At 70.0% G+C, this 18,934-nt stretch carries 20 protein-coding genes and 1 pseudogene; 4 read left to right on the top strand and 17 right to left on the bottom strand.

Translation table 11 applies throughout. The features are described 5' to 3' along the window. Positions 1 to 25 precede the first annotated feature (25 nt). The 3 genes from IH80_RS0114650 to IH80_RS0114640 form a co-directional block, all read right to left on the bottom strand. On the bottom strand, positions 26 to 685 hold the full coding sequence (locus IH80_RS0114650; protein WP_030960703.1) for a hypothetical protein: 660 nt from the start codon (positions 683 to 685) through the stop codon (positions 26 to 28). Between the two features lie 343 nt (positions 686 to 1,028). Then, positions 1,029 to 1,223 carry a hypothetical protein gene (locus IH80_RS43780; RefSeq protein WP_051809315.1) on the bottom strand — a complete coding sequence of 65 codons (195 nt, stop codon included), beginning with the start codon at positions 1,221 to 1,223 and terminating at the stop codon, positions 1,029 to 1,031. Positions 1,224 to 1,349: 126 nt separating this feature from the next. Continuing rightward, positions 1,350 to 2,012, bottom strand: a complete 663-nt coding sequence (locus IH80_RS0114640) for a hypothetical protein (RefSeq protein WP_158943465.1) — start codon at positions 2,010 to 2,012, stop codon at positions 1,350 to 1,352. A 167-nt stretch (positions 2,013 to 2,179) separates the two neighbouring features. On the opposite strand from IH80_RS0114640, the pseudogene IH80_RS42290 reads away from it, so the two are divergent. After that, positions 2,180 to 2,374, top strand: a pseudogene (locus tag IH80_RS42290) (ATP-binding protein); the annotation flags it as partial. Positions 2,375 to 2,417: 43 nt separating this feature from the next. On the opposite strand, the gene IH80_RS0114630 reads toward IH80_RS42290, so the two are convergent. The 5 genes from IH80_RS0114630 to IH80_RS39320 form a co-directional block, all read right to left on the bottom strand. After that, complete coding sequence (locus tag IH80_RS0114630) at positions 2,418 to 2,909, bottom strand: hypothetical protein (protein WP_051809313.1); 492 nt, start codon at positions 2,907 to 2,909, stop codon at positions 2,418 to 2,420. Positions 2,910 to 3,071: 162 nt separating this feature from the next. After that, positions 3,072 to 3,350: a hypothetical protein gene (locus IH80_RS43775; RefSeq protein ID WP_234432238.1), complete on the bottom strand. Its 279-nt coding sequence runs from the start codon at positions 3,348 to 3,350 to the stop codon at positions 3,072 to 3,074. Positions 3,351 to 3,377: 27 nt separating this feature from the next. After that, entirely contained in the window at positions 3,378 to 3,686 is a 309-nt protein-coding gene (locus IH80_RS0114620; protein WP_030960698.1) for a hypothetical protein, read from the bottom strand. A gap of 54 nt (positions 3,687 to 3,740) precedes the next feature. Continuing rightward, a complete protein-coding gene (locus IH80_RS0114615; protein WP_030960697.1) occupies positions 3,741 to 4,967 on the bottom strand; it encodes an IS110 family transposase in 1,227 nt (408 codons plus the stop codon). A gap of 553 nt (positions 4,968 to 5,520) precedes the next feature. After that, positions 5,521 to 6,807, bottom strand: a complete 1,287-nt coding sequence (locus IH80_RS39320) for an ISL3 family transposase (protein WP_234432237.1) — start codon at positions 6,805 to 6,807, stop codon at positions 5,521 to 5,523. A gap of 52 nt (positions 6,808 to 6,859) precedes the next feature. Between IH80_RS39320 and IH80_RS0114605 the strand changes: the two genes are divergently transcribed. After that, positions 6,860 to 7,270, top strand: coding sequence for an Imm10 family immunity protein (locus IH80_RS0114605; RefSeq protein ID WP_030960695.1), 411 nt, complete (start codon positions 6,860 to 6,862; stop codon positions 7,268 to 7,270). A gap of 179 nt (positions 7,271 to 7,449) precedes the next feature. Here the strand turns inward: IH80_RS0114605 and IH80_RS0114600 are convergent, their stop codons facing one another. Continuing rightward, positions 7,450 to 8,553, bottom strand: a complete 1,104-nt coding sequence (locus IH80_RS0114600; protein ID WP_234432236.1) for an SMI1/KNR4 family protein — start codon at positions 8,551 to 8,553, stop codon at positions 7,450 to 7,452. Between the two features lie 424 nt (positions 8,554 to 8,977). On the opposite strand from IH80_RS0114600, the gene IH80_RS40835 reads away from it, so the two are divergent. Then, a complete protein-coding gene (locus IH80_RS40835; RefSeq protein WP_234432235.1) occupies positions 8,978 to 9,994 on the top strand; it encodes a hypothetical protein in 1,017 nt (338 codons plus the stop codon). 384 nt (positions 9,995 to 10,378) lie between these two features. On the opposite strand, the gene IH80_RS0114590 is transcribed toward IH80_RS40835, so the two are convergent. The 3 genes from IH80_RS0114590 to IH80_RS0114580 all read right to left on the bottom strand — a co-directional run bounded on the left by IH80_RS0114590 (position 10,379) and on the right by IH80_RS0114580 (position 12,234). Beyond that, the gene (locus IH80_RS0114590; RefSeq protein ID WP_030960691.1) at positions 10,379 to 10,975 is read right to left on the bottom strand and encodes a hypothetical protein; all 597 of its coding nucleotides are present in this window, start codon (positions 10,973 to 10,975) and stop codon (positions 10,379 to 10,381) included. Between the two features lie 141 nt (positions 10,976 to 11,116). Continuing rightward, the gene (locus IH80_RS0114585; protein WP_030960689.1) at positions 11,117 to 11,674 is read right to left on the bottom strand and encodes a hypothetical protein; all 558 of its coding nucleotides are present in this window, start codon (positions 11,672 to 11,674) and stop codon (positions 11,117 to 11,119) included. Next, complete coding sequence (locus IH80_RS0114580) at positions 11,671 to 12,234, bottom strand: matrixin family metalloprotease (protein ID WP_051809309.1); 564 nt, start codon at positions 12,232 to 12,234, stop codon at positions 11,671 to 11,673. The genes IH80_RS0114585 and IH80_RS0114580 overlap by 4 nt, the downstream gene beginning before the upstream one ends. A gap of 220 nt (positions 12,235 to 12,454) precedes the next feature. On the opposite strand from IH80_RS0114580, the gene IH80_RS0114575 reads away from it, so the two are divergent. Further along, the gene (locus IH80_RS0114575) at positions 12,455 to 12,700 is read left to right on the top strand and encodes a hypothetical protein (protein ID WP_030960686.1); all 246 of its coding nucleotides are present in this window, start codon (positions 12,455 to 12,457) and stop codon (positions 12,698 to 12,700) included. A 173-nt stretch (positions 12,701 to 12,873) separates the two neighbouring features. On the opposite strand, the gene IH80_RS0114570 is transcribed toward IH80_RS0114575, so the two are convergent. From IH80_RS0114570 to IH80_RS39305, 5 genes are all read right to left on the bottom strand, one after another. After that, positions 12,874 to 13,212 (bottom strand): hypothetical protein, encoded by a 339-nt coding sequence (locus tag IH80_RS0114570; protein WP_030960685.1) that lies wholly within the window; start codon positions 13,210 to 13,212, stop codon positions 12,874 to 12,876. A gap of 1,917 nt (positions 13,213 to 15,129) precedes the next feature. Beyond that, positions 15,130 to 16,782, bottom strand: a complete 1,653-nt coding sequence (locus IH80_RS0114565) for a HEAT repeat domain-containing protein (protein ID WP_030960683.1) — start codon at positions 16,780 to 16,782, stop codon at positions 15,130 to 15,132. A gap of 705 nt (positions 16,783 to 17,487) precedes the next feature. Then, positions 17,488 to 17,712, bottom strand: coding sequence for a DUF3117 domain-containing protein (locus IH80_RS0114560; RefSeq protein WP_051809321.1), 225 nt, complete (start codon positions 17,710 to 17,712; stop codon positions 17,488 to 17,490). A 346-nt stretch (positions 17,713 to 18,058) separates the two neighbouring features. Next, the gene (locus tag IH80_RS39310; RefSeq protein ID WP_158943463.1) at positions 18,059 to 18,616 is read right to left on the bottom strand and encodes a hypothetical protein; all 558 of its coding nucleotides are present in this window, start codon (positions 18,614 to 18,616) and stop codon (positions 18,059 to 18,061) included. A gap of 22 nt (positions 18,617 to 18,638) precedes the next feature. Then, positions 18,639 to 18,860: a hypothetical protein gene (locus IH80_RS39305; protein WP_051809305.1), complete on the bottom strand. Its 222-nt coding sequence runs from the start codon at positions 18,858 to 18,860 to the stop codon at positions 18,639 to 18,641. Positions 18,861 to 18,934 lie beyond the last annotated feature (74 nt).

Here is an 18,934-nt window from a genome sequence, read left to right as displayed (position 1 = left end):
TGCCGCCTGCGCGGGGCCGGGCGGATCAGCCGGATTCCTCTCCCGACGTGCGGGTCACCTGGCCGAGCGGGGTGAACGTGAACGACTCCGGCAGGAGGTCGCCGCCGATGCGGGCGGCCAGCACGGCCGGCTGGGGCCGACCGGACCCGTAGTCGTTCCAGAGGTGCAGGACGAGCATCGGGACCTCGGGGTCGCTGGTCGCATAGGCGAGGGCCTTGCCGGTGCGGGGGTTTGCGCCGCCGAACACGACGGAGGGTTCACCGAAGGCGGTGACGGCATCCGGCAGGTCCCGATCCGCAGCACACCAGTCGTGAAGAGCCCCCCGGACTGCGTCGTACTCGTCCTTGGACAGGATCCGGTCGAGGGTGAGCCAGCCCCGACGGTGAGCGAACTCGGCATACACGGACGCGGCGTGCACGTCGTGGCCGGTCTCCAGGCGCAGCAGCTTCTCGAACGCGCCTTGGATCCCGTCGGCGTACCAGGCGCCGCTCTCCGTGAGACGGGACTGCTCGGCCGTCCAGGCTCCGGGGTCGTCCGTCTCGACAACGAGCAGGTGGTCCATGAGGAACCAGACGGCGGTGTCGAGGTCCCCGTAGGCTCCAGGACGGCGCAGGACACTGTTGAGCTGGTCCACGAAGTGAGCACGCAGCGCGGACGAGTCGGCAAGGGCGTAAGTGTTCGGCATGGTGTGATTCTGCCGGTTGTCCGGAGGAGGGGGCGTTCCGGTAGGAAAACGCGGCGACCGTGCGGTCGCCGCGTCCGCATCGGCCCGGAGGCCAGCGAGATCGTGGACACGATCAGAAGGGCCTGAGACAGGGTTGATGGCCAGCCGGCGCGCAGCGCTTCGGGGCGTCCAGGAGCAGCGCCAGATCGGCGAGCGTCATACGGCCGGGCGCGGGCCGGGCACGCCAGATCCGGGTCCCAGGCTGCGGCGAGGTGGGGGTCGGTGTGCTCGTCGCGCTCGCCGGAACCGAAGAGGTGCTCGAGGAGCTCGACCGTCTCCGACCCGCCCGGCGCCTTCTTCGGCATCACGACCGCGAGCGCCTCTCCCACATCACCGCACACGTTGCATCCGCCCGCACCACCGCCGCCAGCGCTTCCTCCACCACCCGCACGACCGCCTGAGGGAGGCTGGCACCGGGCGAGCCGGCGGCGGCCAGGGCACGGAGCACGGTGAAGGTCTCCCTCAGATGCACCCGGGCCGCGATCAGCTCCCGCAGCACGTCGGCGTCGTCCCGGGAGACCGCCCGTGGACATGAAAGTGCTGGCAGACCTGGGACTTCGCAGGTCTGGGCCGGGAAGCCCACATGAGTCGTTTCACGGAGCGTCGAAGCTGATCGCCGCCGTTCTCACCAAGGGCTCCGCACCCGGACGCCGAGGGCCCGGACGCGGTCCTGGGCCTGCGGGGCGAGCTTCAGCAGCAGGTCCTCGCCGACGACTCCGGCGCGCCGCCAGATGGTACAGAGGGTCTCCAGACCCGCTTCAGCGACCTCCGGCTCTGCGTCGGCCGAGGCCTGCACCAGGGCTTCGACGACCGGCCTTCCCTGCAGTCCCGCGACCGCCCGTGCCCTCCGGGCCCGCTGCTCCGCAGGCACGGCCGGGTCGGCGAGCGAGCGCAGCACGTCCGCCGTGTCGCGGGCGTCCTGGCAGGGCAGGACCCACACCGGATACACGAGCTGCGCGACGAGCACGATCAGGTACTGCAGCGGCACGAGCAGGGCCACGGGCAGCAGCAGGACCAGGGGCAGCACGATCAGCCAGCCGCCCCGGATCCGCGAGGGCCCGCCCGCAGGCGGCTCGAACCGCCGACCGGCCAGCAGAACGAGGATGAACATGGTCACAACCGTCAGGAACGGCACCACGACCAGCCCCACTCCCAGCCCCGCGCCGAACGACGCCCAGAACGGATCGTCGCCCAGAACCGGCAGCACCAGCGCCGCGGCCACCCAGCCGAGAGCTGCGGTCATCACGTAGCGCCGTAGGCAGACCCACAGCCATCTCCCCGTACTCATGGCAGTTCCCCCACCTCACCAGCAGCTTCTCGCCCAGGCAGACATGATCCCCCATCACCCGCATGGCGCACCATCCCGCTGTCCCGCCAACCCGTGATCCAAATTTCAAGGCGTAAACGCAGGAGGCGAACAGCTGAAAGCGCTGGCGGACCTGGGACTGAACTGGGCGCGGTTACGAAAAGATCATCCTGACCTCGAACAAGACCTTCAGTGAATGGGGCCAGGTGTTCGGTGACGAGGTCCTCGCCACCGCCATCCTCGACCGCCTCCTGCACCACTGCGACGTCGTCTCCATCAATGGCCCCAGCTACCGACTCAAGAACCGACTCGCCGCCATCGAGCGCGATGCCAACGTGGCCTGATCAGCCGAAGTAGACGTCTCCCCATCGACATCCCGTCGGCTTCCTAGCCGGGCCGACGGGCGGGCAGCCCCGCCTTGGCACGCCAGTAGTCTGCGTTGCGTGGGTCGGCCAGCCATCCGATCAGGCGTTCAGCGCCTGCACGGAAGGCCTGGGGAAGCAAGGCCAGATCAGCGATGTCATGGCTGAAAACCTCGACGTCGTGGGTGGCGTGATCTGTTTCGCACCAGCAGGCAACGTTCACCGCCGCGTCGACCGCGAGCTGGCCCAGGTCTGTCCACACGGCCTGGAGCAGGAACTCCATCTGGTCGCTCCCGTCGGCATGCTCAATGACGTCCAGGCCGAGGATGATCGGCGTCCCTGGCTGAGGTTCAGGGAAGACCGCGTGTTCCAGAGCCCATTCCCATTCCGCCCCAGCTTCGTTGACCCGAGCCGCATCAACAGCACGGGCCCCGTCCTTCAGGGATTCCACGCCAGCAGGCGACAGGCCGGGAAACAGCGTGGTCAAGGGGATGTCGTCGAAGGCGCCTCGTTTCATGCGTCGATCATCAGGTCTCTCCGGCTCACAGGCCAGGAGTTTCTGCCCCGAGGCTCCCTCCGTCCTCACAAGACGGCGCTTGGATGGCCGCCAAGCTGAGCACGTTCATCCGTACCTTGCTGAGCACCTCAATGGCTCTGGCAAGATTTTCGTAGCTGGAGATCATCTCGGTGACACGGTCGGCCGGTCCGCGTAGCGGCGGCGGAGGTGGGCGATCAGAACGACGCGATGGCGGAGGAGAGGGACGCCGGCGCGACCGGCCATCAGGCGTTTCTGCAGCTTGACGTCGGTGATGCGGCCTTCGTTGACCCCTGAGTTGTAAGGGGTGGTGATCCCCTGGGTGACGGCATGCCGGTCTTCGCGAAGGGCTCCGGCGAGACCGACGAGAGGGGCCAGGCCGCTGTCTGCGAGGTCGTTCAGCCAGTCGGGAAGACACCTCATGCGGCTAACGGGTCAAGTTGACCTTGGTCAGTCAGCTGCGAAGGCGGCCATCAAGGTGTCCGCTCGGACTTCCAGTTCGGGCGTCAGGGGCCCCTTCACGGCCAGCCTGACCTCATCGCCGCCGACCGCGCGGGCAAGGCGAATCTCGACCTGTCGATGCTCGCCGACCAAGGGATACGAGTACCAGCCGTCGGTCCGCTCGTCGTCGGTCGCCTCGAGCGCCAGTGCCACCGTCTCCCAGTCGGTGGCATCGAAGCCGTAGCCCACGTACTGCGACAGCAACTCCAGGAACGACCGCAGGTTGCGTTCCCAGATCCATCCGCCGACTTCTGCCATGGCTCCCCCTCAGTGCTCAGGAGGACAGCCTGTCATGAGCCGAGCCCTCAGTGATCAGCCAGCTGCGGTGGGAGGAGGAAACGCGATGGATGCGTCGAAGGTCACCCGGTTCTGGAGGCAGTGGTGGAGCTGGCCGAGCATGCGGTTGAACAGGTGCCGCAGGGCTTGGGCATGCCAGTCTCCGGCCTCACGTCGGCGCCTGTAGTGGGCGTTGGCGCCGGGTGAGTGGCTGAGGGTGGCGAAGGCCCATAGGTAGCCGGCGTGGTTGAGCCGGTTGTTCTTCACGAACCTGCGGCCGACGTACTTGCGTTTGCCGGAGGCCCGCGTGATGGGGGCCGCGCCCGCGTATGCCTTCAGTCCGCCGGCGGTGGCGAACCGGGTGCGGTCGTCACCGATCTCGGCCAAGAGCCGGGCGCCGACGCCGGGACCGACGCCGGGGAAGCTCAGCATGATCGGCACGTCTGGGTGGGTGCGGAAGGTCCGCTCGACCGCCTTCGCGAGCTCGTCGACGGCCTTGCAGGCGGCATTGAGCTGCGCGAGTAGGGCCTTGGCCTGGATGCCCATGGCTTCCTCGACCGCAGCGGGCTGCCGGGCGGCGGGCTGCCGGAAGAGCGTGTGGAGCCGTTCGGCGTCCTCGGTGATACAGCGCTTGCGGCCAGCGTTGGTCAGCATCAGCCGGAGCTTCCACGCGGGCAGCTCAGCGGCCTGAGTGGGGGTGGGGGCCGCCCCGAGGACCTTCCGGGCATCCGGCCGGGTCAGTGCGCCGGCCTTGTCCCGCCAGGCTTCGATCGCGGCCGGGTAGTACTCGCGCAGCAGCGAGCGGAGCTGGTTGGCGAGCTGCTGCCGGTTCCAGATTGCGTCCTGGTGGGCGCGGGCGAGGACGCCGATGGCCTGGGCCAGGTCACTGTCCGCGGGCAGCGGCCGGTGCATGTGCATGTCGGTGCGGATGATGTTCGCCAGGACCAGGGCGTCGCCGGGGTCGGACTTCTTGCGGCTCACGCCGTGCCGGTCGCGGTAGCGGGAGGCGGCCATGGGGTTGACCGCGAACACCTGCCGAATGCCGGTCCGTAGGGTGGCGACCAGCAGGCCCCGGCTCGTCTCGATCGCAATCGGGATCGGCGTCTCGGCGCTGTCACCGTGCTCGGCCAACAGGTCGAGCAGGAGCTGGTAGCCGTCAAGGTCGTCGTCGATGCGGCACTTGGCCAGCTGCTTGCCGGTGTTGTCGATGATCGCGACGTCGTGGTGTCCCTCCGCCCAGTCGATCCCGCAGAACATGTCCATTCCCCGCCCCTTCGCCGGTGCTCTTCTTGAAGGCGAGCACACGGGCCGCACGGCGCACTAATTCCAGGACTCCAAGGTCCGCCACCTCATCAGCCGTGCGCGGCACCGCCGAACCGCACGGGCGCACGCCGTGTCCAGAGCTCAAGGCTCGTGAGGAGTAACGCGTCACCGTACGGCAGCTCATCCATCAAGGTTCCCGAACCTGACGGGCCTTCGGGGGCAGAACGTGCGAGGACCGGTCGGCACCCAGCGCCACCGGTCTTTCCACAGACCTGATCGGTCGGAGGTGTCGTAGGGGTCACCACGGCACCGACCGGACCACGCACGTCCTGCCCTGGGCTGGCCAACGCCGCCCCGGGCCCCTCAGAGATCCAGAACCTCTAATTACTAACGAATTAGAGGTGTCGCGTCGCTGTGGTCGAGCATGACGGCGAACCGGCGGACCAGATCGTGAGTCCGCCTGAGTTCAGGGCAGTGGTCGAGGAGCCGAGGCAGGCGGTCATTGATGTGGAGGCTGCGTCGGTGCGGGTGGGTGGTGATCCAGCGGGCGGCTTCACGTGGGGAGGGCGGCCGCTCGCGTGGTTCGTCCAGGGGCAGGCCCCGCCTGAGGGGTGCGACGGCCAATCTTCACGCGTTGGTAGTGGCCGAGGTAGCCCTTGGCCTGGAGTTCCTCGTGCAGGATCTTCGCACTGTGCTGTCCCTCGTCCCAGCGTTGTTGCAGGTAGTCGAGGTAGGGATCCAGAGTGGAGGGTTTGCGGGGCGGGCGGCGCATCACCTCCTGCCAGGTCCGGGCCCGGGCGTATTTGCCGACCGTGCGGCGGTCCAGGCCGAGCTCGCGAGCCACGGAGCTATGGCTCCGGCCGGTGCGGGTCAGGGCCTGAACGGCCTCGAACAGCCTGCGGGCATGGCGTGCGGCCCGACTGTCCGCCGCGGTGTTCCCGGCGGTCTCCTCGGCCAGTGCGGGATCGCTCTCGCCAGCCGGGGGCAGGGCCGCGGGCAGGCAGCCGCGGTGGGCGGAGGCGATGTCCTGGACGCGGCGGGAGAGGCCCTGCCAGAGATGGAAACGGTCGCTGACCTGCACCGCATCTGGGGCTCCGCCCGCGATGCCCTGCCGGTAGGTGAGGGATCCGTCACGGCAGGCGACCTCGACACCGGGATGTTCACGGAGCCACCGGCTGAGCTGGTCGGCATCGCGTCCTTCCCAGAGGGTGAGCGGGAGACGGGTGGTGGCGTCGACCAGGAGGGTTCCATAGGTGTCGCCGTAGAGAGCGAAATCGTCCACACCCAGCACCCGGGGCGCCACCAGCAGCGGAAGCGGAACCCGCATCAGCTGGGACAGGACAGTGCACCGCGAGAGCCTGATGTTCAAGATCCTCAGCATCCGAGCACCGCCCCGGCCTGCCAGCACCACGCCGACGTCCTCCACCAGGCGCTGCAGTTGCGGGGTCCGTCGTTGGTAGCGCGTGGTCAGCCCTGTTATCTGTTCGGCGAAGGTCACCTTCGGGCACGTCACGTTTTCGCAGTACAGACGGCGTACGGACAAGTCGATGCGCACAGGTCGGCCTGCGAGAGTTACGTCGGCGAGGCGCCGTGCATAGCGGCTGTGGCACCAATCGCTGAGCTGACCGCATCCCGTGCATTCCGCTGGATCAGCGGACCTCGTGCGGGCTTGGACCACCACGACAGCATCAGAAACACCGACCGAGACCACCAGCACGTTGGCCAACTGTGGTAAAAGACTGACAAGTTCGACAGAGCACAGCCACAGGCTGCCCGTGGGGACGCCCACGTAATTCCTCACGTAGGTCTCGGCCACCACCTCGGCGTGAGGGTAGAACATCGCGCTCGCCCCTGCCTCACGGCACGGATGGGCACACTGATAGAACCCCGTCATGACATACCGATTTACCGCCCGTGCCGCCAAGACCGAGATCGATCCTGACGGGTACTTCACCGAAGCCGCTCTTGCCGAGGGGGAGGATGGAAGCGGTTTCATTATCATGTTCATGGCAGGAGAAGAGGAGCCCGATGACCAGGAGGTCGCTCTCGGGATGGACACACACTGCCTGGTTACAGCCGCACAGGGCACCGCATACGGCTGTGTACGGGAAGCCGTCCTGACGGGCAACGTTCTCCGCATCGCACTCGACCCTGAAGCGCTGGCAGACCTGCGGCTAACCGACCCCGAGATCGAGGCCGTCATCGAAGCACCGGCCGAGGACATCAGGCAGTTCCGCGAAGTCCTCGCTCAGGTGCTCGGATACGGGCGTGCGGACGCATTGCCCACCTGTGTAGGTATCTGACGCACCACCTGTGCGGAATACGTGACCGTCGACAGCCCGCTACGCGGACCGGCCGACCGTGTCACCGAGATGATCTCCAGCTACGAAAATCTTGCCAGAGCCACCTCAATGAGTACGCGGACAGTGGTGCGCGGGCCACCGGTCGATGGTGCCTCGTGAGCGACCGCCCGCCGGGGGAATCACCAGTAGGCGCGGTCGTCCCAGGGCTCGAATCCCGCGAACTCGACAGGGTCGTCGTCCTCGTCCAGGGCGGCGAACCCGCCGGTGACGAGCGTGCCGCGCTGCCAGTCCAGGAGGGTGTCGATCAGGCCGCCGCCGAGCGGCGGTCCCTGGTGCGCGTGGCGGGGCCAGACGATCAGCGGCCACGTGTCGGGATCCTTGCCCTCGGTGAGCCAGCCGAGGTAGTCGCCGTCGATGGAGTTGGCGAAGGGGAGGAAGCCGCCGGGCTCGGGCCACACAGCCAGCGGGTACCAGGCCGCGTCGCCGTCCTTGAGCTGCCGGTAGGCGTCCACGGTGTCCTCGACGTGCGTGAGGAAACGCCGCTCGCCGGTCCGCAGCGGGGTGTGGAAACGCAGCCACCCGCTCCAGATTCCGGCGCCGTACTCGTCCATCAGCCGCACGTACTCCCCAGGCAGCCGGGTACCCAGCTCGGCGAACAGCCCCTCCCACGAGCCGTCACCGAGGTACGGCCGCTCGGGCGGCGGCGACAGCAAACGCAGCCCGTCCAGGCCGATGCCGGTCTCCAGCGCGATACGACGCTCGGCCCCGGTGAGCCGGGGCGAGACCGGCGCGGGCGGCGTCCACGCCCCGGCCTCGGGAAGGAAAGCGGTCCGCGCGAAGGTGCCCGGCAGCGGGCCCATCAGCGGGCCGGGAGGAGAAGGGAGCTCCCAGGTGTCACGGACGGTGTGCCGCAGATAGTCGGTGAGCGTCAGGTCGTAGCGGTGCCACCGCAGCAGGCCACTGCCCGGCACCGCGCCCGAGTGCTGCACCACCACGGTCCACCGGTCGGGGTCGGCGGAGGCCGAGGTGTCCCAGAACAGGACGTCGCTGCCCCGCGTGCAGCCCCAGGCCAACAGTCCGCCGGGCTCAGGGTGGAACACCGGCCGCTCAGCCTCGGGCAGCCCCCGGGCCCCGATCCGCGCCTCCCGGTGCGTCGCTCGCAGCCACTCGCCGTAGTCGAAGCGCTCGCGCTGCACGCACGGCACGTGGATCCATACGTACTCACCGAAGTCCAGCGGCCCGTACCGGTCGGCGAGCCGCTTGTAGTCAGCTGGCAGTCGCACCCCGAGCCAGTCCTCGACAGCCGCCCAGTCGACGGGTACAGAGACAGGCGAGCGCCCGGCAGAAGAAGTGGCAAACGTGCTTATGTCCGATGTCAACTGACGTCCTTCCAGCGTGCGCCATGTACTCGGCCGAGTCTGATGTCTCCGCGAACCAGAAGGAAATCAACGGAGCCCAAGCCCACCGCTGCAGAGGCCTGTGAGGCCGTCATCCACTACGCCGAGCACTACGCCTACCTCGGACGTACACCACTGAACACCGCCCGCACTCCCTGGCAGGTGTCCTCCGCGGTCCTCCGCCCCGCCTCGGAGCCTGGCGGCGAGACCTTCGTCAACGGGGCAGGACGCCTGTGTCGGTCCGCTTGGGCATGATCGGCTCAAACAGGCGCGGCAATGTGGTGGGTGGTGCGAAGTGGACGCGTGGCGGTTGGATCCGACGCTCGCGATGTGCGCGGCGCTGGTGGACGGGGCGGAACTGTCCTCGTTCGTGGGCGGGCCGTTCGACGTGCGAGCGGTCGTGGCGGGCATACGGCCCGAGGCCAAGGACGGATTCCTGCTCAACGAAGTCCCCTGGGAGCACTTCCCGCAGGGGCATCGGGTCAAGGAGGCCGTGCAGCTGCTGCACACCGGCGGCTCGCCCGCCGGCACCGGAGCGGGCGTTGTGGGCGGCATGTGCGCCGACGACATGCGGGCCGCGGCCGTGCTCGCCGTGCCGTTCCTGATCCGCATCGCCGCCGATACCCGCCATCCGCACCGTGCCGACGCGCTCGCCGAGACTTCGGCCCCGGCCCGCGCCCGCTACTTCGGCATCGCCTCCCGCGACGAACTGCTCCTCCACCGGCCCAACACCCCGTACGACGACCACTACGACGACTACGGTGTCGAGGTCACCGGCTACCCCGCAGGCTGGTCGGTCGCCGCCGCCCGGACCGCGATCACCGCAGACACCGCCCTCCTGCAACCCCTTCTCGACGACCCCGAACCCGCGATCCGCATCGACGCCGCCTACGCACTGGCCACCGCCACCGACCACGAGCACACAGTCCGTGCCGGCTTCCGCACCCGGCTCGCCGTCGAACCGGACCCGGTCGTCCGCGCGGCCCTGGTCCTCGCCACCGCCGAAGCCACCCGCGCCCACCCCCACCCGCAGACCAGCACATGGATCCGCGACCAGTGGCAGGATCCGACACAGGCGCCCGAAGTCCGGCTGGCCGCCGCGATCGGCTGGCTCTGCCTCACCGACCACCCCGCCCCCGACGACCTGCACGCCATCATCGACCACCTCGCCACGGACGAACGCGCCCACGCCATGGACGACCTGCCCTGGATAGCCGCCGTCGGCGGCTCCCGCGAGACGGGACTGCGGCGCTGCGTCCGAAAGCTGCTCCACCCCGAACAGCCCGACCCCCCAGATTGCGACGACCCCTGGTGCCCGCGCCACTGACCCCAGGAGCCCGCGGTGCAGCAAGGGGCCGGGCGTGACCGGCGTCGGCATACGGAGCGGCAGACCCCGAGGGCCAGCATCGTGGATGCTGCCGACCGGGGCGGTACCGGCAACGTGTGACGGCAGCCGGGCCTGCCCGCGGTCGACAGCGCCACGGGGGCCGGGAGCAGCCCGTCCGAAGGGCGGCTCCACAGCAGTCGCCATTGCACCCCTCGCCGGCGTGCGGCCGGGCGTTGCCACGCTGGGGCGAGGGGTGAGTCCCACCCGGACAGAGTGCTCTCCCCCGGGCCGATCGGGGCGATGGTCCGCAGAGGAGCAGGCTCACCGCACCTGTCCGTGCCCCGTGCCTCGGGTCTGTGGGCGCGGGGCTGACTATGCTGCCGGTCACCGGATGAGGAAGGCGGGCAGGCGCTGGTGCACCACTGCGTCACGGGGAAGACTCAGCCCGAACCGGGCTTCGATAAGCGCCAGCGTATGCCGGTCCCGGACGCGGTAGTCCTCGCCCTCTGATCGCGCGTACTGGCCGTCCGAATGCAGTACACCAGCAGCTACCAGCTCCGGCAGCAGAAGGTCCGAGTCGTCGCCCCATCGCCAGACTTCTTCGCCGATCCCGAAGCTACAGACCTCCACACCGTCTCGGGCATAGGAAAACGTCGACGGCGGATGGTCAGGGGAAGGCTCCAGGCCGACGACCTCCACTCCGTTGATGGAGATATCGGACAGCCGGCCGTGGCCGTTGCCCAGCCCGTACTCAATGGCGAACGACCAGCCGGCACACGCACCGACCCGCACGACGTTGTCATCGTCCGTACCGAGGTCCAGGACCCGGTCCCAGGCTTCCGCGGCCGTGATCGGCGACACGCCGGTTCCCGGCGCCCCGCCCATCCGCCAACCCAGTTCCTCCGGGTCAATGCCGCGCGCGAAGACCACTGCGTGCTGCCAGGGATCCTGATCCACCAGCCACTGGATACCATCCACCACGACACCCCCTGTTCCACGGGCACCGGCCGTTCGGCCAGTCGTGCCCACCGAAGCGATCACCCTATGCGGCAGAACCGACAGCGCCCCGAACAGCACGAGTGATGCGCCGGTAGGCGCAGAACACTGCGGCCGGCAGACGGTTCAGCCCGTCGGCGCGTCGATGTCCTCACACGCGCTGATGGCGGCCGTCTCGGGCGGAGTGGCGATCGCCTTCTGCCAGTGCTCCCGCTCCCCCACCAGGCCCCGCTCGGCCGGCTCGGCGTACCAGGCCCACGCCTCGGTGCCCGCGGCGCCGCTGGTCGAGCCGGACTGGACCGCGATCACGTACCGGCGGCCGGGCTCCAGGACCGCGTAGCGGTCCGGGTCCTCCGTGGCGTACCGGCCCGGGCTGCCGCCGTTCTTCACTCCCTGCGTCACGTGGACGGTGTCGGCGAACTCGCCTTTGAGGGCTTCCAGGGTCTTGACCCGGGTCGTGAGGTAGGCGCTGCCGCCGTCCTCCCGGTAGCGGGTGTTCTCGACCGCCTCCACGACGGCCACGGCCTGGGACCGTGCGGCGACGACGTCGTCACGGCCCAGGTCTGGGCCGCACACCGCGTGCGTGGTCCCGGGCTCCTGGGCGATGGTGAACCAGGCCGCGCCCGCCGCGGCGACAGCGGCCGCGAGGCAGCCGCCGACCCACACCTTCACGCTCATGTTCATCCCCACAGCTTCCTGAGGTTGGCCTTGTCGACATCGGTGGGGGCGTCGGGGTACCGGGCGACGTCCGGCCACATCACCGAGGAGACGGCATTCTTGCCGCTGCCCGACTTGTGGCACAGACCGAGCGCGTGCCCGAGCTCGTGCGCCGCGACCATCCGGCGGGTGGCACCGTCGTAGGTGTCCATGCGCGCCTTGTTGAAGCGGATCAGGTCCGTCGCCGCCGGTCCTGGGCGGCGGGACCACACCCCGGCCGCAGGGCTGCGGGGGTCGGAGAAGTCCTCGTAGTTGAGGTCGTTGACGGTCGTCGCCGTATCCGGCGCGATCCTGATTTTCGCGCCCGGGTAGGACCAGGCCCGGTTGGCGTGGGCGTACTCGGCCTTGTACTTCGTGCTGGCCGTCCACCGGATCTCACCGTCATCGACCGAGCTGTCCTCGCGCGTCTCGGTCGCATCGCTACCCGACCTCGCGATGCACGGCGCCGCCACCGCAGCACGTGCCGGGGCCGGCGCGAGGAGCAGCACCGCGGCGAAAACCGCAGGACCCGCCAAGAAGTTGCGCATCCCGTCAACGGTAGGACAGCCCCCGCCAGGGATGATCGTTTCGGCACCGTCACCGGCCACTCGAACATGCCTGCGTGGGGGCTGCGCGGGTGTCGGATCCGCCGGACGGGAATTCGCTACTGCGCCAAAGCACTACGACTTCTCCAGCAAGCGGTGTACGTCGCTACTGTTTCCCTGCCGTCGTGCGGGGTGGCACCGGACTGAATGAGGGGTGGGAACAGTGGAGAAGACCTGGTTCGAAGGGGTGTTCCGCAGGAGACCGCATCCGGTGCTGCGTCTGCTGGGCAACCTGGCGCTCTGTGCGGCCCAGCTGGTCTTCGTAGTCGCCGTGATCACGCAATTCCATAGTGGGTGGCGCTGGCTTCTTATCCCCGTGGGGCTCGGGGCGATGGTGGCCGATGGCCGGGGCGTGGCCTTGGCCGTGCAGGACCTTCGGCGGCGCGACGCCGCCCTGGCGCCGGAGTGACGAAGCCTCGCTGGCTGACCGCGTCGGCCACACCCGTAGCAAACCCGCACCATCGGCTTTGTCGTAAGCTCCTCGAGGGTTTGACCACTCATACGGACGGTGAACCACGACCGGGTTGCCCGTCCATGACCCGCCCAGCCGCGCCGTAGACCTGCCGCGCCTCGGCGCTGGCCCTACTCGGCGGGCTGGAGGAAGGCGGTCTGGACCCGGAGCAGGTGGGTTTCGGGGTGCGTGGCCTCGTACCTGTCGAGGACCTTCTGCCAGTGGCCGCGTCCGAAGTGCCTGCGGGCTTGATCGTCCTCGTCCATGCCGCAGGCCATGGCCAGCTTCGCGCCCTCGCGCAGGGCCTCCGTTTTGGTGGGGTAGACCCACACGTCGAGGCGCCCGTTCCCGCTGTAGCCGCGGTGCGCCAACGTCCACACCGCGGGCTCGCGTGTGGTCTCCACCCGCCCGTCAGGGTGGTGCAGGCGGCTCGCGACCTGCCGCTTGATGTAGCCGGAGTACTCGTCCACCCGGGCACCGTACCGACCGCCCGCCCCCTGACAGGGCGCAACCAGGAAAACCACCCGCCGGAGAAGCAGGGTGCGTAAGGCTCGGGCCGACGGCCGACTGCCCGAGGCCGGTCCGGGCGGCCTGTGGCGTTGGGCGGCAGGTGGGGTTGGGGCGGCCCGGTGGTACTGCTTGCCCCCAGAGCGCTCTGGGCACCGGGCCTCACCCGGCACGCCATATCGGCACGGGCTACCCGGACCCTAGCCTGATCCGCAGCGCCGGGGATGGCAGGATGCCCCGCCCGGTCACATAGACTCCGGGTACCACGGCTGGGGGCTGTAGCGCAGAGGTTGACGCGACCTTCTCGACAAGAGGGGATGACGCCGGTTCGAATCCGGCCTGACCCCCGGCCGTGCGTATGAGCTCACCGCAGCCCCCTTCCTGGCCGGCCCGACTCCCTTGCCGGGGTTGGAGCGGCAGTGCTTGTGCGGGGGATGGGTGGATAAATCGTGAGCGCTTCTTCGATGTCGGCCAGGCCCACGCAGTGGGCCTCAAGGTCCTGGAGGCACAGCCGGAAGGACTACTTGGGGGTGGGGGAGCGCAGCGAACCTACCCCCTCATCAGGTTCGCTTGCGAAGCTCGCCGAGGGGACTGTCGATCTTTTGCCCTGGCCACCCGATACCGCCCAGTGCACAGCCAACAGCTCTCGCTGCCCGCGCCGCTGCCGCCCCCGCCAAGCGCACCCCGGCCACGCCCCTCAGGGACAGGGAGCCCGCCCAAGCTCCACTGCATACGAACGGCCACTCAACATGAACCCTGCGCAGCACAAATGACACGGCCTGATCGCCAACCAACTAACTGACAAAGCTGCAGGCCAGGCCTCTGGTCCAACACACGCGCACCATCACTGCAGCTACTGGCACACTGCAATCCCTTACCCGCCACCACGCCCCAAACTGATCAGCGCAGGCCAGACCACCAGCCACTGATCAGAAAGACCGCCCATGGACATCGCAGCCCTCGCCGAGGCCGGGGTCGACTGGGCACGGCCGTAACCGCCCGCCCTGCTCCCGGGCCGCCGGAGCGGTCGCGCGGGCCGACACCAGAGCGCTTGCCCTACACGGACGCCACGACAACTACCCGCAACACAGACCTGCGCCCGACGGACGACACGTCCTTGCCCGGTTCAGGCCGGCTCATAGCCCCCGCAACGCCTGCCCATGCAGAACCCATGACGCCCAGCAGGTGCCCCGGGGTACCCGGCCCCGGTCGGGCCGGCGGGGGCCTGCTCCGGACGGCCCTACCGGCGCCCGGTACTGAGCGTGGCACCGCAGTGCAGAAACGATCCGGGAACAGCGTCAGACCTTCCGCCCCTGAAGCTTCAACGGAAGGACATCCCATGCGGGCCGCACGCATCCTCACCGCCCTCGCACTCCCCGCCGTCCTGACCGCAGGCCTCCTCCTGAACGCCCTCGCCGCCCACGCAGCAGACGAGCCGGGGATCGACATCGTCAAACCTGGCCGCCCCGCGGGGCCGGTGGGCGAAGTCTGTTGCCGGCGGGCGGGAACGGCGGGCTCGGCCAGGGCTTGTGCGCCGGTGGCCCGGGGGGCGCCGCCGGTCGGGCAGACCCGAAACCGGAAGGCGGCGGTAGTCCCGGCCAGGGAGGCCGGCGACGCCATTGAAGACGACCCGTTCGACACGGCCGCACCCCAGGCCCTCGGACTGGCCCCTCCCCCGCGTCCCACACGACGGGAAAACCCCTACCAGACACCGACCACGAGTCGAAAGTGCCAGAGGTGTGCCACACACCAGACCCCACACACCAGAGACCACCACCACACCGGGTCGACCACCACCCCCCACACCCTCCCCCAGCCAGGCCAGCCATGCCAGCCTCCCGCTCCGGGGGTACAGCACCGGCCCGCCTGCTGGGCAGCCGTCACTCCCTGCAGCCGTACGCCGCGGCCACCTCCGCCAGGCCTTCCAGGCCGCCGTCCGCGCAGCTTCCCTCGCCCACGCGGGCGAGGAGGAGCACCCGGGCGGGCACGCCTGCGGCCGCGTATGCGGCGAGCCGGTGGTGGCCGTCCAGGATCGCGCCGACCAGCCACCGCTCCTGGTGCAGGGCCTCCACGTACCGGTCGTCGATCCAGCCGAGGACCACCGCGGCGGGCCGCTCCCCCGCCGCTACAGCGGCCGCGTGCCGGGCGACGGTCGCCGGGTCGAGCGCTTCCGGCGGCTGCGAGGGCAGGAAGGCGCCGTATGTGAACGGCACCCGGCCTCCCGGTACGGGCGCGGTGAGCTGGAAGTGCGCGACGCCGGGCCAGTAGTCCTCGGGACGGTCGTACTGGGGGCGGTCGCCGTCGTCGCCGTCCTCCTCCGCCCGGGCTGCCGCACGGCGGTACCACCACGACCGGGTCGGCTCGGCCACCTGCTCCAGGGGGAGGTCGAGGAGGAGGGCGCGGTAATGGCCGGTCTCCAACTCGCCGAGCATGGGGCTCCATTCGGCGAGCAGTGTGGTGTCGAGCCGATCCAGGTCGGCCAGTCGCCCGCGCATGCGGGCCGCGATCCGGCCTGCCTCGTCGTCCGGCCAGTCCAGCAACGTCAGGCCCAGCTCGCACGTGTCGCACACCGAGCCGACCCGGTACAGCGGTTTCCGGTCGAACGTCAGGCACCGGTCCCAGCGCGGCCAGGAGGAACCGGGCGACGGCGGGTCGAAGGCGAACCGGATCCGGCTGGCGCCCTCGTCGATGGAGAAGCGGGCCCGCGCGCCGGACTCGACGGCAAGGTCCCGTACCGCTGCTGGCGGGCGCTCGGTGCGGCCGTCGGCCCAGGCGGCGCGCACGGCCGCCGCGTACGCCGCGCCGCTTGCCCGCTCCGGCAGAAGCGGGTCGCGGCCGGTGAGCCGTACGAGTGCGTGGTGGACGTCGTACACGCGTTCCTCTCTGCTTTCGGCGAGCCATCGAAGCAGGTGCGGTACTGCGGCGGGATCGTCCATCAGCTCCAGGGCGACGGCGAACGCGGTGTGGTCGAGTCCGGTCACTTCGGACAGCCGCCCGGCGATCGGCTCCGTCCACGCGCGGGCACCGAGGCGGCCCAGCGCGAGCGCGGCACGACCACGGGGGGCGGCGGGGTCCTCCAGGAGGGCGCCGAGGTGCGGCGCGAAGGAGGGGTCGCCGGAGAGCCCCATGGCGTCGATGAGTTCGGGGGCGGGCGAGCCGCCGGTGCCGGCATGGCCCCCGCTGGATGCGGGGGCGTCCTGTGCGTAGGTGCGCAGGAGCTCGGCGGGCAGTCTCAGCCCGCGCGCCACAGCGGTCCTCAGAAGGTCCTGGCGGTCGTCGGCGGTGAGCCCGGGCGCGGCCAGCAACCTCAGCAGCACCGCGTCGCCCGGCTCGCCGAGGCTCCGCAGGAGCCAGGTGAGGTAGGGGCGAAAGGCCGTCTTGTCCGCGTCCGATCGGTACAGCTCCTCGACCGCCCCGGCGAGAGGGCCGGGCCGGTCGGTGTTCAGCGAATGCAGCGCGTACAGCGCGGTCCACGGGTCGTCGGCGCGCAGAGCGGCACGGAGACGTGCCCGGACGGTGTCGTGATCCCCCATGCGGGAAGTATCGGCCACGAACAGGCAGCAGCGGACGCGGCGTCGGCCTCGCGGCGCCTGGGCGCGGACAGCTCGAACGCCGTGCAGGGGGCGCCCCGTGCGATGGCCGTCCACGGCGCGCTGGTCTCTTCTACGGCGGCTACGGCGAAAAAGGGGACCGGCTCGTCCACGGAGCACCCACCAAGACTCCGTCGAGCCGACAGAGACGGGTCCCCAACGAACGACACCCCTCGCCAGGCATGGCCGGCTCTGTCCCCTTGCCCCTGCCTGAAGGTTCAGCCGAGTCCTTCTCCGAAGCCCCGCCTCAGAAGAAGCTGGTGGAGCCGGACGCGGCCGTCTGGTTCGTCGGTCGGTCCGTCTTTTCGGCTGACCGGCGTGAGGCTCTCGCCGCGGTGCGGCGTTTCGTCGACCACCGGCTCACCGGGTCGCGCCCACGAGGACGTCATCATGGCTGCCGACCAGTGCTGAGCCCCAGCCTCCTGTGCTCCTCCCTCAACCTGGGCCTGTTGGAACCGGCCTGATGCGTGAAGCGCTCCGAGACAGCCTGAGGCTTGTCCCGTAAATGATCTTTGAGTCGCCTTGGGTGGGGTCGGTTGCTGTATGGCGGCTGGCCGTCCTCGCCGAGCTGGGCGTCGACTGGTCATGAGCCGAGCGGTACACCCTATTCCGCACGCGGCCGCCGCGGCGGAGGGTGATGCCGCTCCGTTACGGTTCTGCGGGTTGTTCGGGTTCCGCTGGGTTGTTGAGTGCGTCGGCGAGGGCGTCAGCCTCTTCCTGGGTCATTTCGACGACGAGCCGACCGCCGCCTTCGAGCGGTACGCGCATGACGATGCTCTGCCCTTCCTTGGTCGCCTCGAGCGGGCCATCACCTGTCCGCGGTCGGATCCTGGCGTTAGGAAGTTCACCGTGGTTGAGGGACAGTGCCCACATCTGGCTGCCCTCGGTCTTGACTGCGCCCATCCCCAAAGCGGGTGTTGCTGTGGCGGTGGGTGTCAGGACGAACGTGGCGCCTAGAAGGAAAGATGAGGTGACTAGCGAGACGACGGCATTACCGGAGAACCACACCGGCCGGCTGCCGCGGTCCGCGCGGTCCCCGGGCAGCGCCACCGCGTAGCCGACCAGGGCGCCGTCGTCACCCTGGCGCTCCCGCACCCGCAGGCCCGCGTCGCGGAGCCGGTCGAGGAAGTCGGCGTCGCCCCTGCGCGAGCGCGGCCGCGGTGCGGACGGTGCGCTGCAGGGATTCGCGGGCGGTCTCGGCCAGGCCGCGGCGGACGGCCTACTCGGCCTCGCCGGTGGCGGGGCGGCGGCGCGCGGTCCGGTCGAGCGGGGACATCGGCGTCAGGCCCCAGCGGGCTTCGAAGGCGCGGGCGGTGGTGTGCATGTTGGGGATGTCCCCGCGCACGCGGGGGTGCCGGCCGTCCTGGCGGGCGAGGGTCGCCGCGATGTGGATGTGGTCGCTGGCGTGCCGTACCGCGACCCACCGGCAGGCCTGCTCATCACCGGCCGGGGCGATGCCCGCGGCGTGCACCATCGCGGCGGCGACCTCCGCCCATTCGGCGTCCGACAACGTGCGGTCGCCGGCGTGGTTGCGGACCGAGACGTGCCAGACATGCTCGGCCGGACGCGGGCCCCGCAGCGCTTCGACGGGGGCGTCCAGAAGCAGGTCCAGACCGGGCAGCGACATCCGGTCCGGGTGGCGGGCAGGGCACGGCAGGTCCGGGTCCCAGGCGGCAATCAGATGGGGGTCGGTGTGCTCATCGCGCTCCCCGGGACCGAAGAGATACTCCAGCAGCTCGACCGTCTCCGACCCGCCCGGCGCCTTCTTCGGCATCACGACCGCGAGCGCCTCTCCCGCATCACCGCCACCGTCGCCGCATCCACCCGGACCCCGCCTCCAGGGCCCGCTCCACCACATCGGCAGCCGTGACCGGACCGCCGGCGGCGGGCGGGCCGGCCGCGGCCAGCGCGCGGAGCGCGGTGACGGTCTCCCGCAGATGAACCCGGGCCGCGATCAGCTCCCGCAACACATCACCGGCATCCCGGGAAACCGGCACCAGCACGTGCTGCGCGACCGCCATCACCTGACGACCCGCCCACGACGCGGGCGAGGAAGACCACGACACGGCAACGGTCCTCCCCGGCCGCGACGTCC

This window comes from Streptomyces sp. NRRL S-378 (assembly GCF_000720645.1).
In the GTDB taxonomy this organism is placed as follows: domain Bacteria; phylum Actinomycetota; class Actinomycetes; order Streptomycetales; family Streptomycetaceae; genus Streptomyces.
Note: the sequence above shows the minus strand (reverse complement) of the source record. Positions and strands in the feature narration are given on the sequence as shown.

Bases quoted from the DNA above. Each gene is read 5' to 3' on its own strand.
- IH80_RS0114560 (WP_051809321.1), bottom strand. From the start codon at position 17,712: ATGTGGGCACTGTCCCTCAACCACGGTGAACTTCCTAACGCCAGGATC.
- IH80_RS0114630 (WP_051809313.1), bottom strand. From the start codon at position 2,909: ATGAAACGAGGCGCCTTCGACGACATCCCCTTGACCACGCTGTTTCCC.
- IH80_RS0114615 (WP_030960697.1), bottom strand. From the start codon at position 4,967: ATGGACATGTTCTGCGGGATCGACTGGGCGGAGGGACACCACGACGTC.
- IH80_RS43775 (WP_234432238.1), bottom strand. From the start codon at position 3,350: ATGAGGTGTCTTCCCGACTGGCTGAACGACCTCGCAGACAGCGGCCTG.
- IH80_RS0114640 (WP_158943465.1), bottom strand. From the start codon at position 2,012: ATGAGTACGGGGAGATGGCTGTGGGTCTGCCTACGGCGCTACGTGATG.
- IH80_RS39320 (WP_234432237.1), bottom strand. From the start codon at position 6,807: ATGTTCTACCCTCACGCCGAGGTGGTGGCCGAGACCTACGTGAGGAAT.
- IH80_RS39305 (WP_051809305.1), bottom strand. From the start codon at position 18,860: ATGGCGGTCGCGCAGCACGTGCTGGTGCCGGTTTCCCGGGATGCCGGT.
- IH80_RS0114565 (WP_030960683.1), bottom strand. From the start codon at position 16,782: ATGGGGGATCACGACACCGTCCGGGCACGTCTCCGTGCCGCTCTGCGC.
- IH80_RS0114620 (WP_030960698.1), bottom strand. From the start codon at position 3,686: ATGGCAGAAGTCGGCGGATGGATCTGGGAACGCAACCTGCGGTCGTTC.
- IH80_RS0114605 (WP_030960695.1), top strand. From the start codon at position 6,860: ATGACATACCGATTTACCGCCCGTGCCGCCAAGACCGAGATCGATCCT.
- IH80_RS0114580 (WP_051809309.1), bottom strand. From the start codon at position 12,234: ATGCGCAACTTCTTGGCGGGTCCTGCGGTTTTCGCCGCGGTGCTGCTC.
- IH80_RS0114585 (WP_030960689.1), bottom strand. From the start codon at position 11,674: ATGAACATGAGCGTGAAGGTGTGGGTCGGCGGCTGCCTCGCGGCCGCT.
- IH80_RS0114650 (WP_030960703.1), bottom strand. From the start codon at position 685: ATGCCGAACACTTACGCCCTTGCCGACTCGTCCGCGCTGCGTGCTCAC.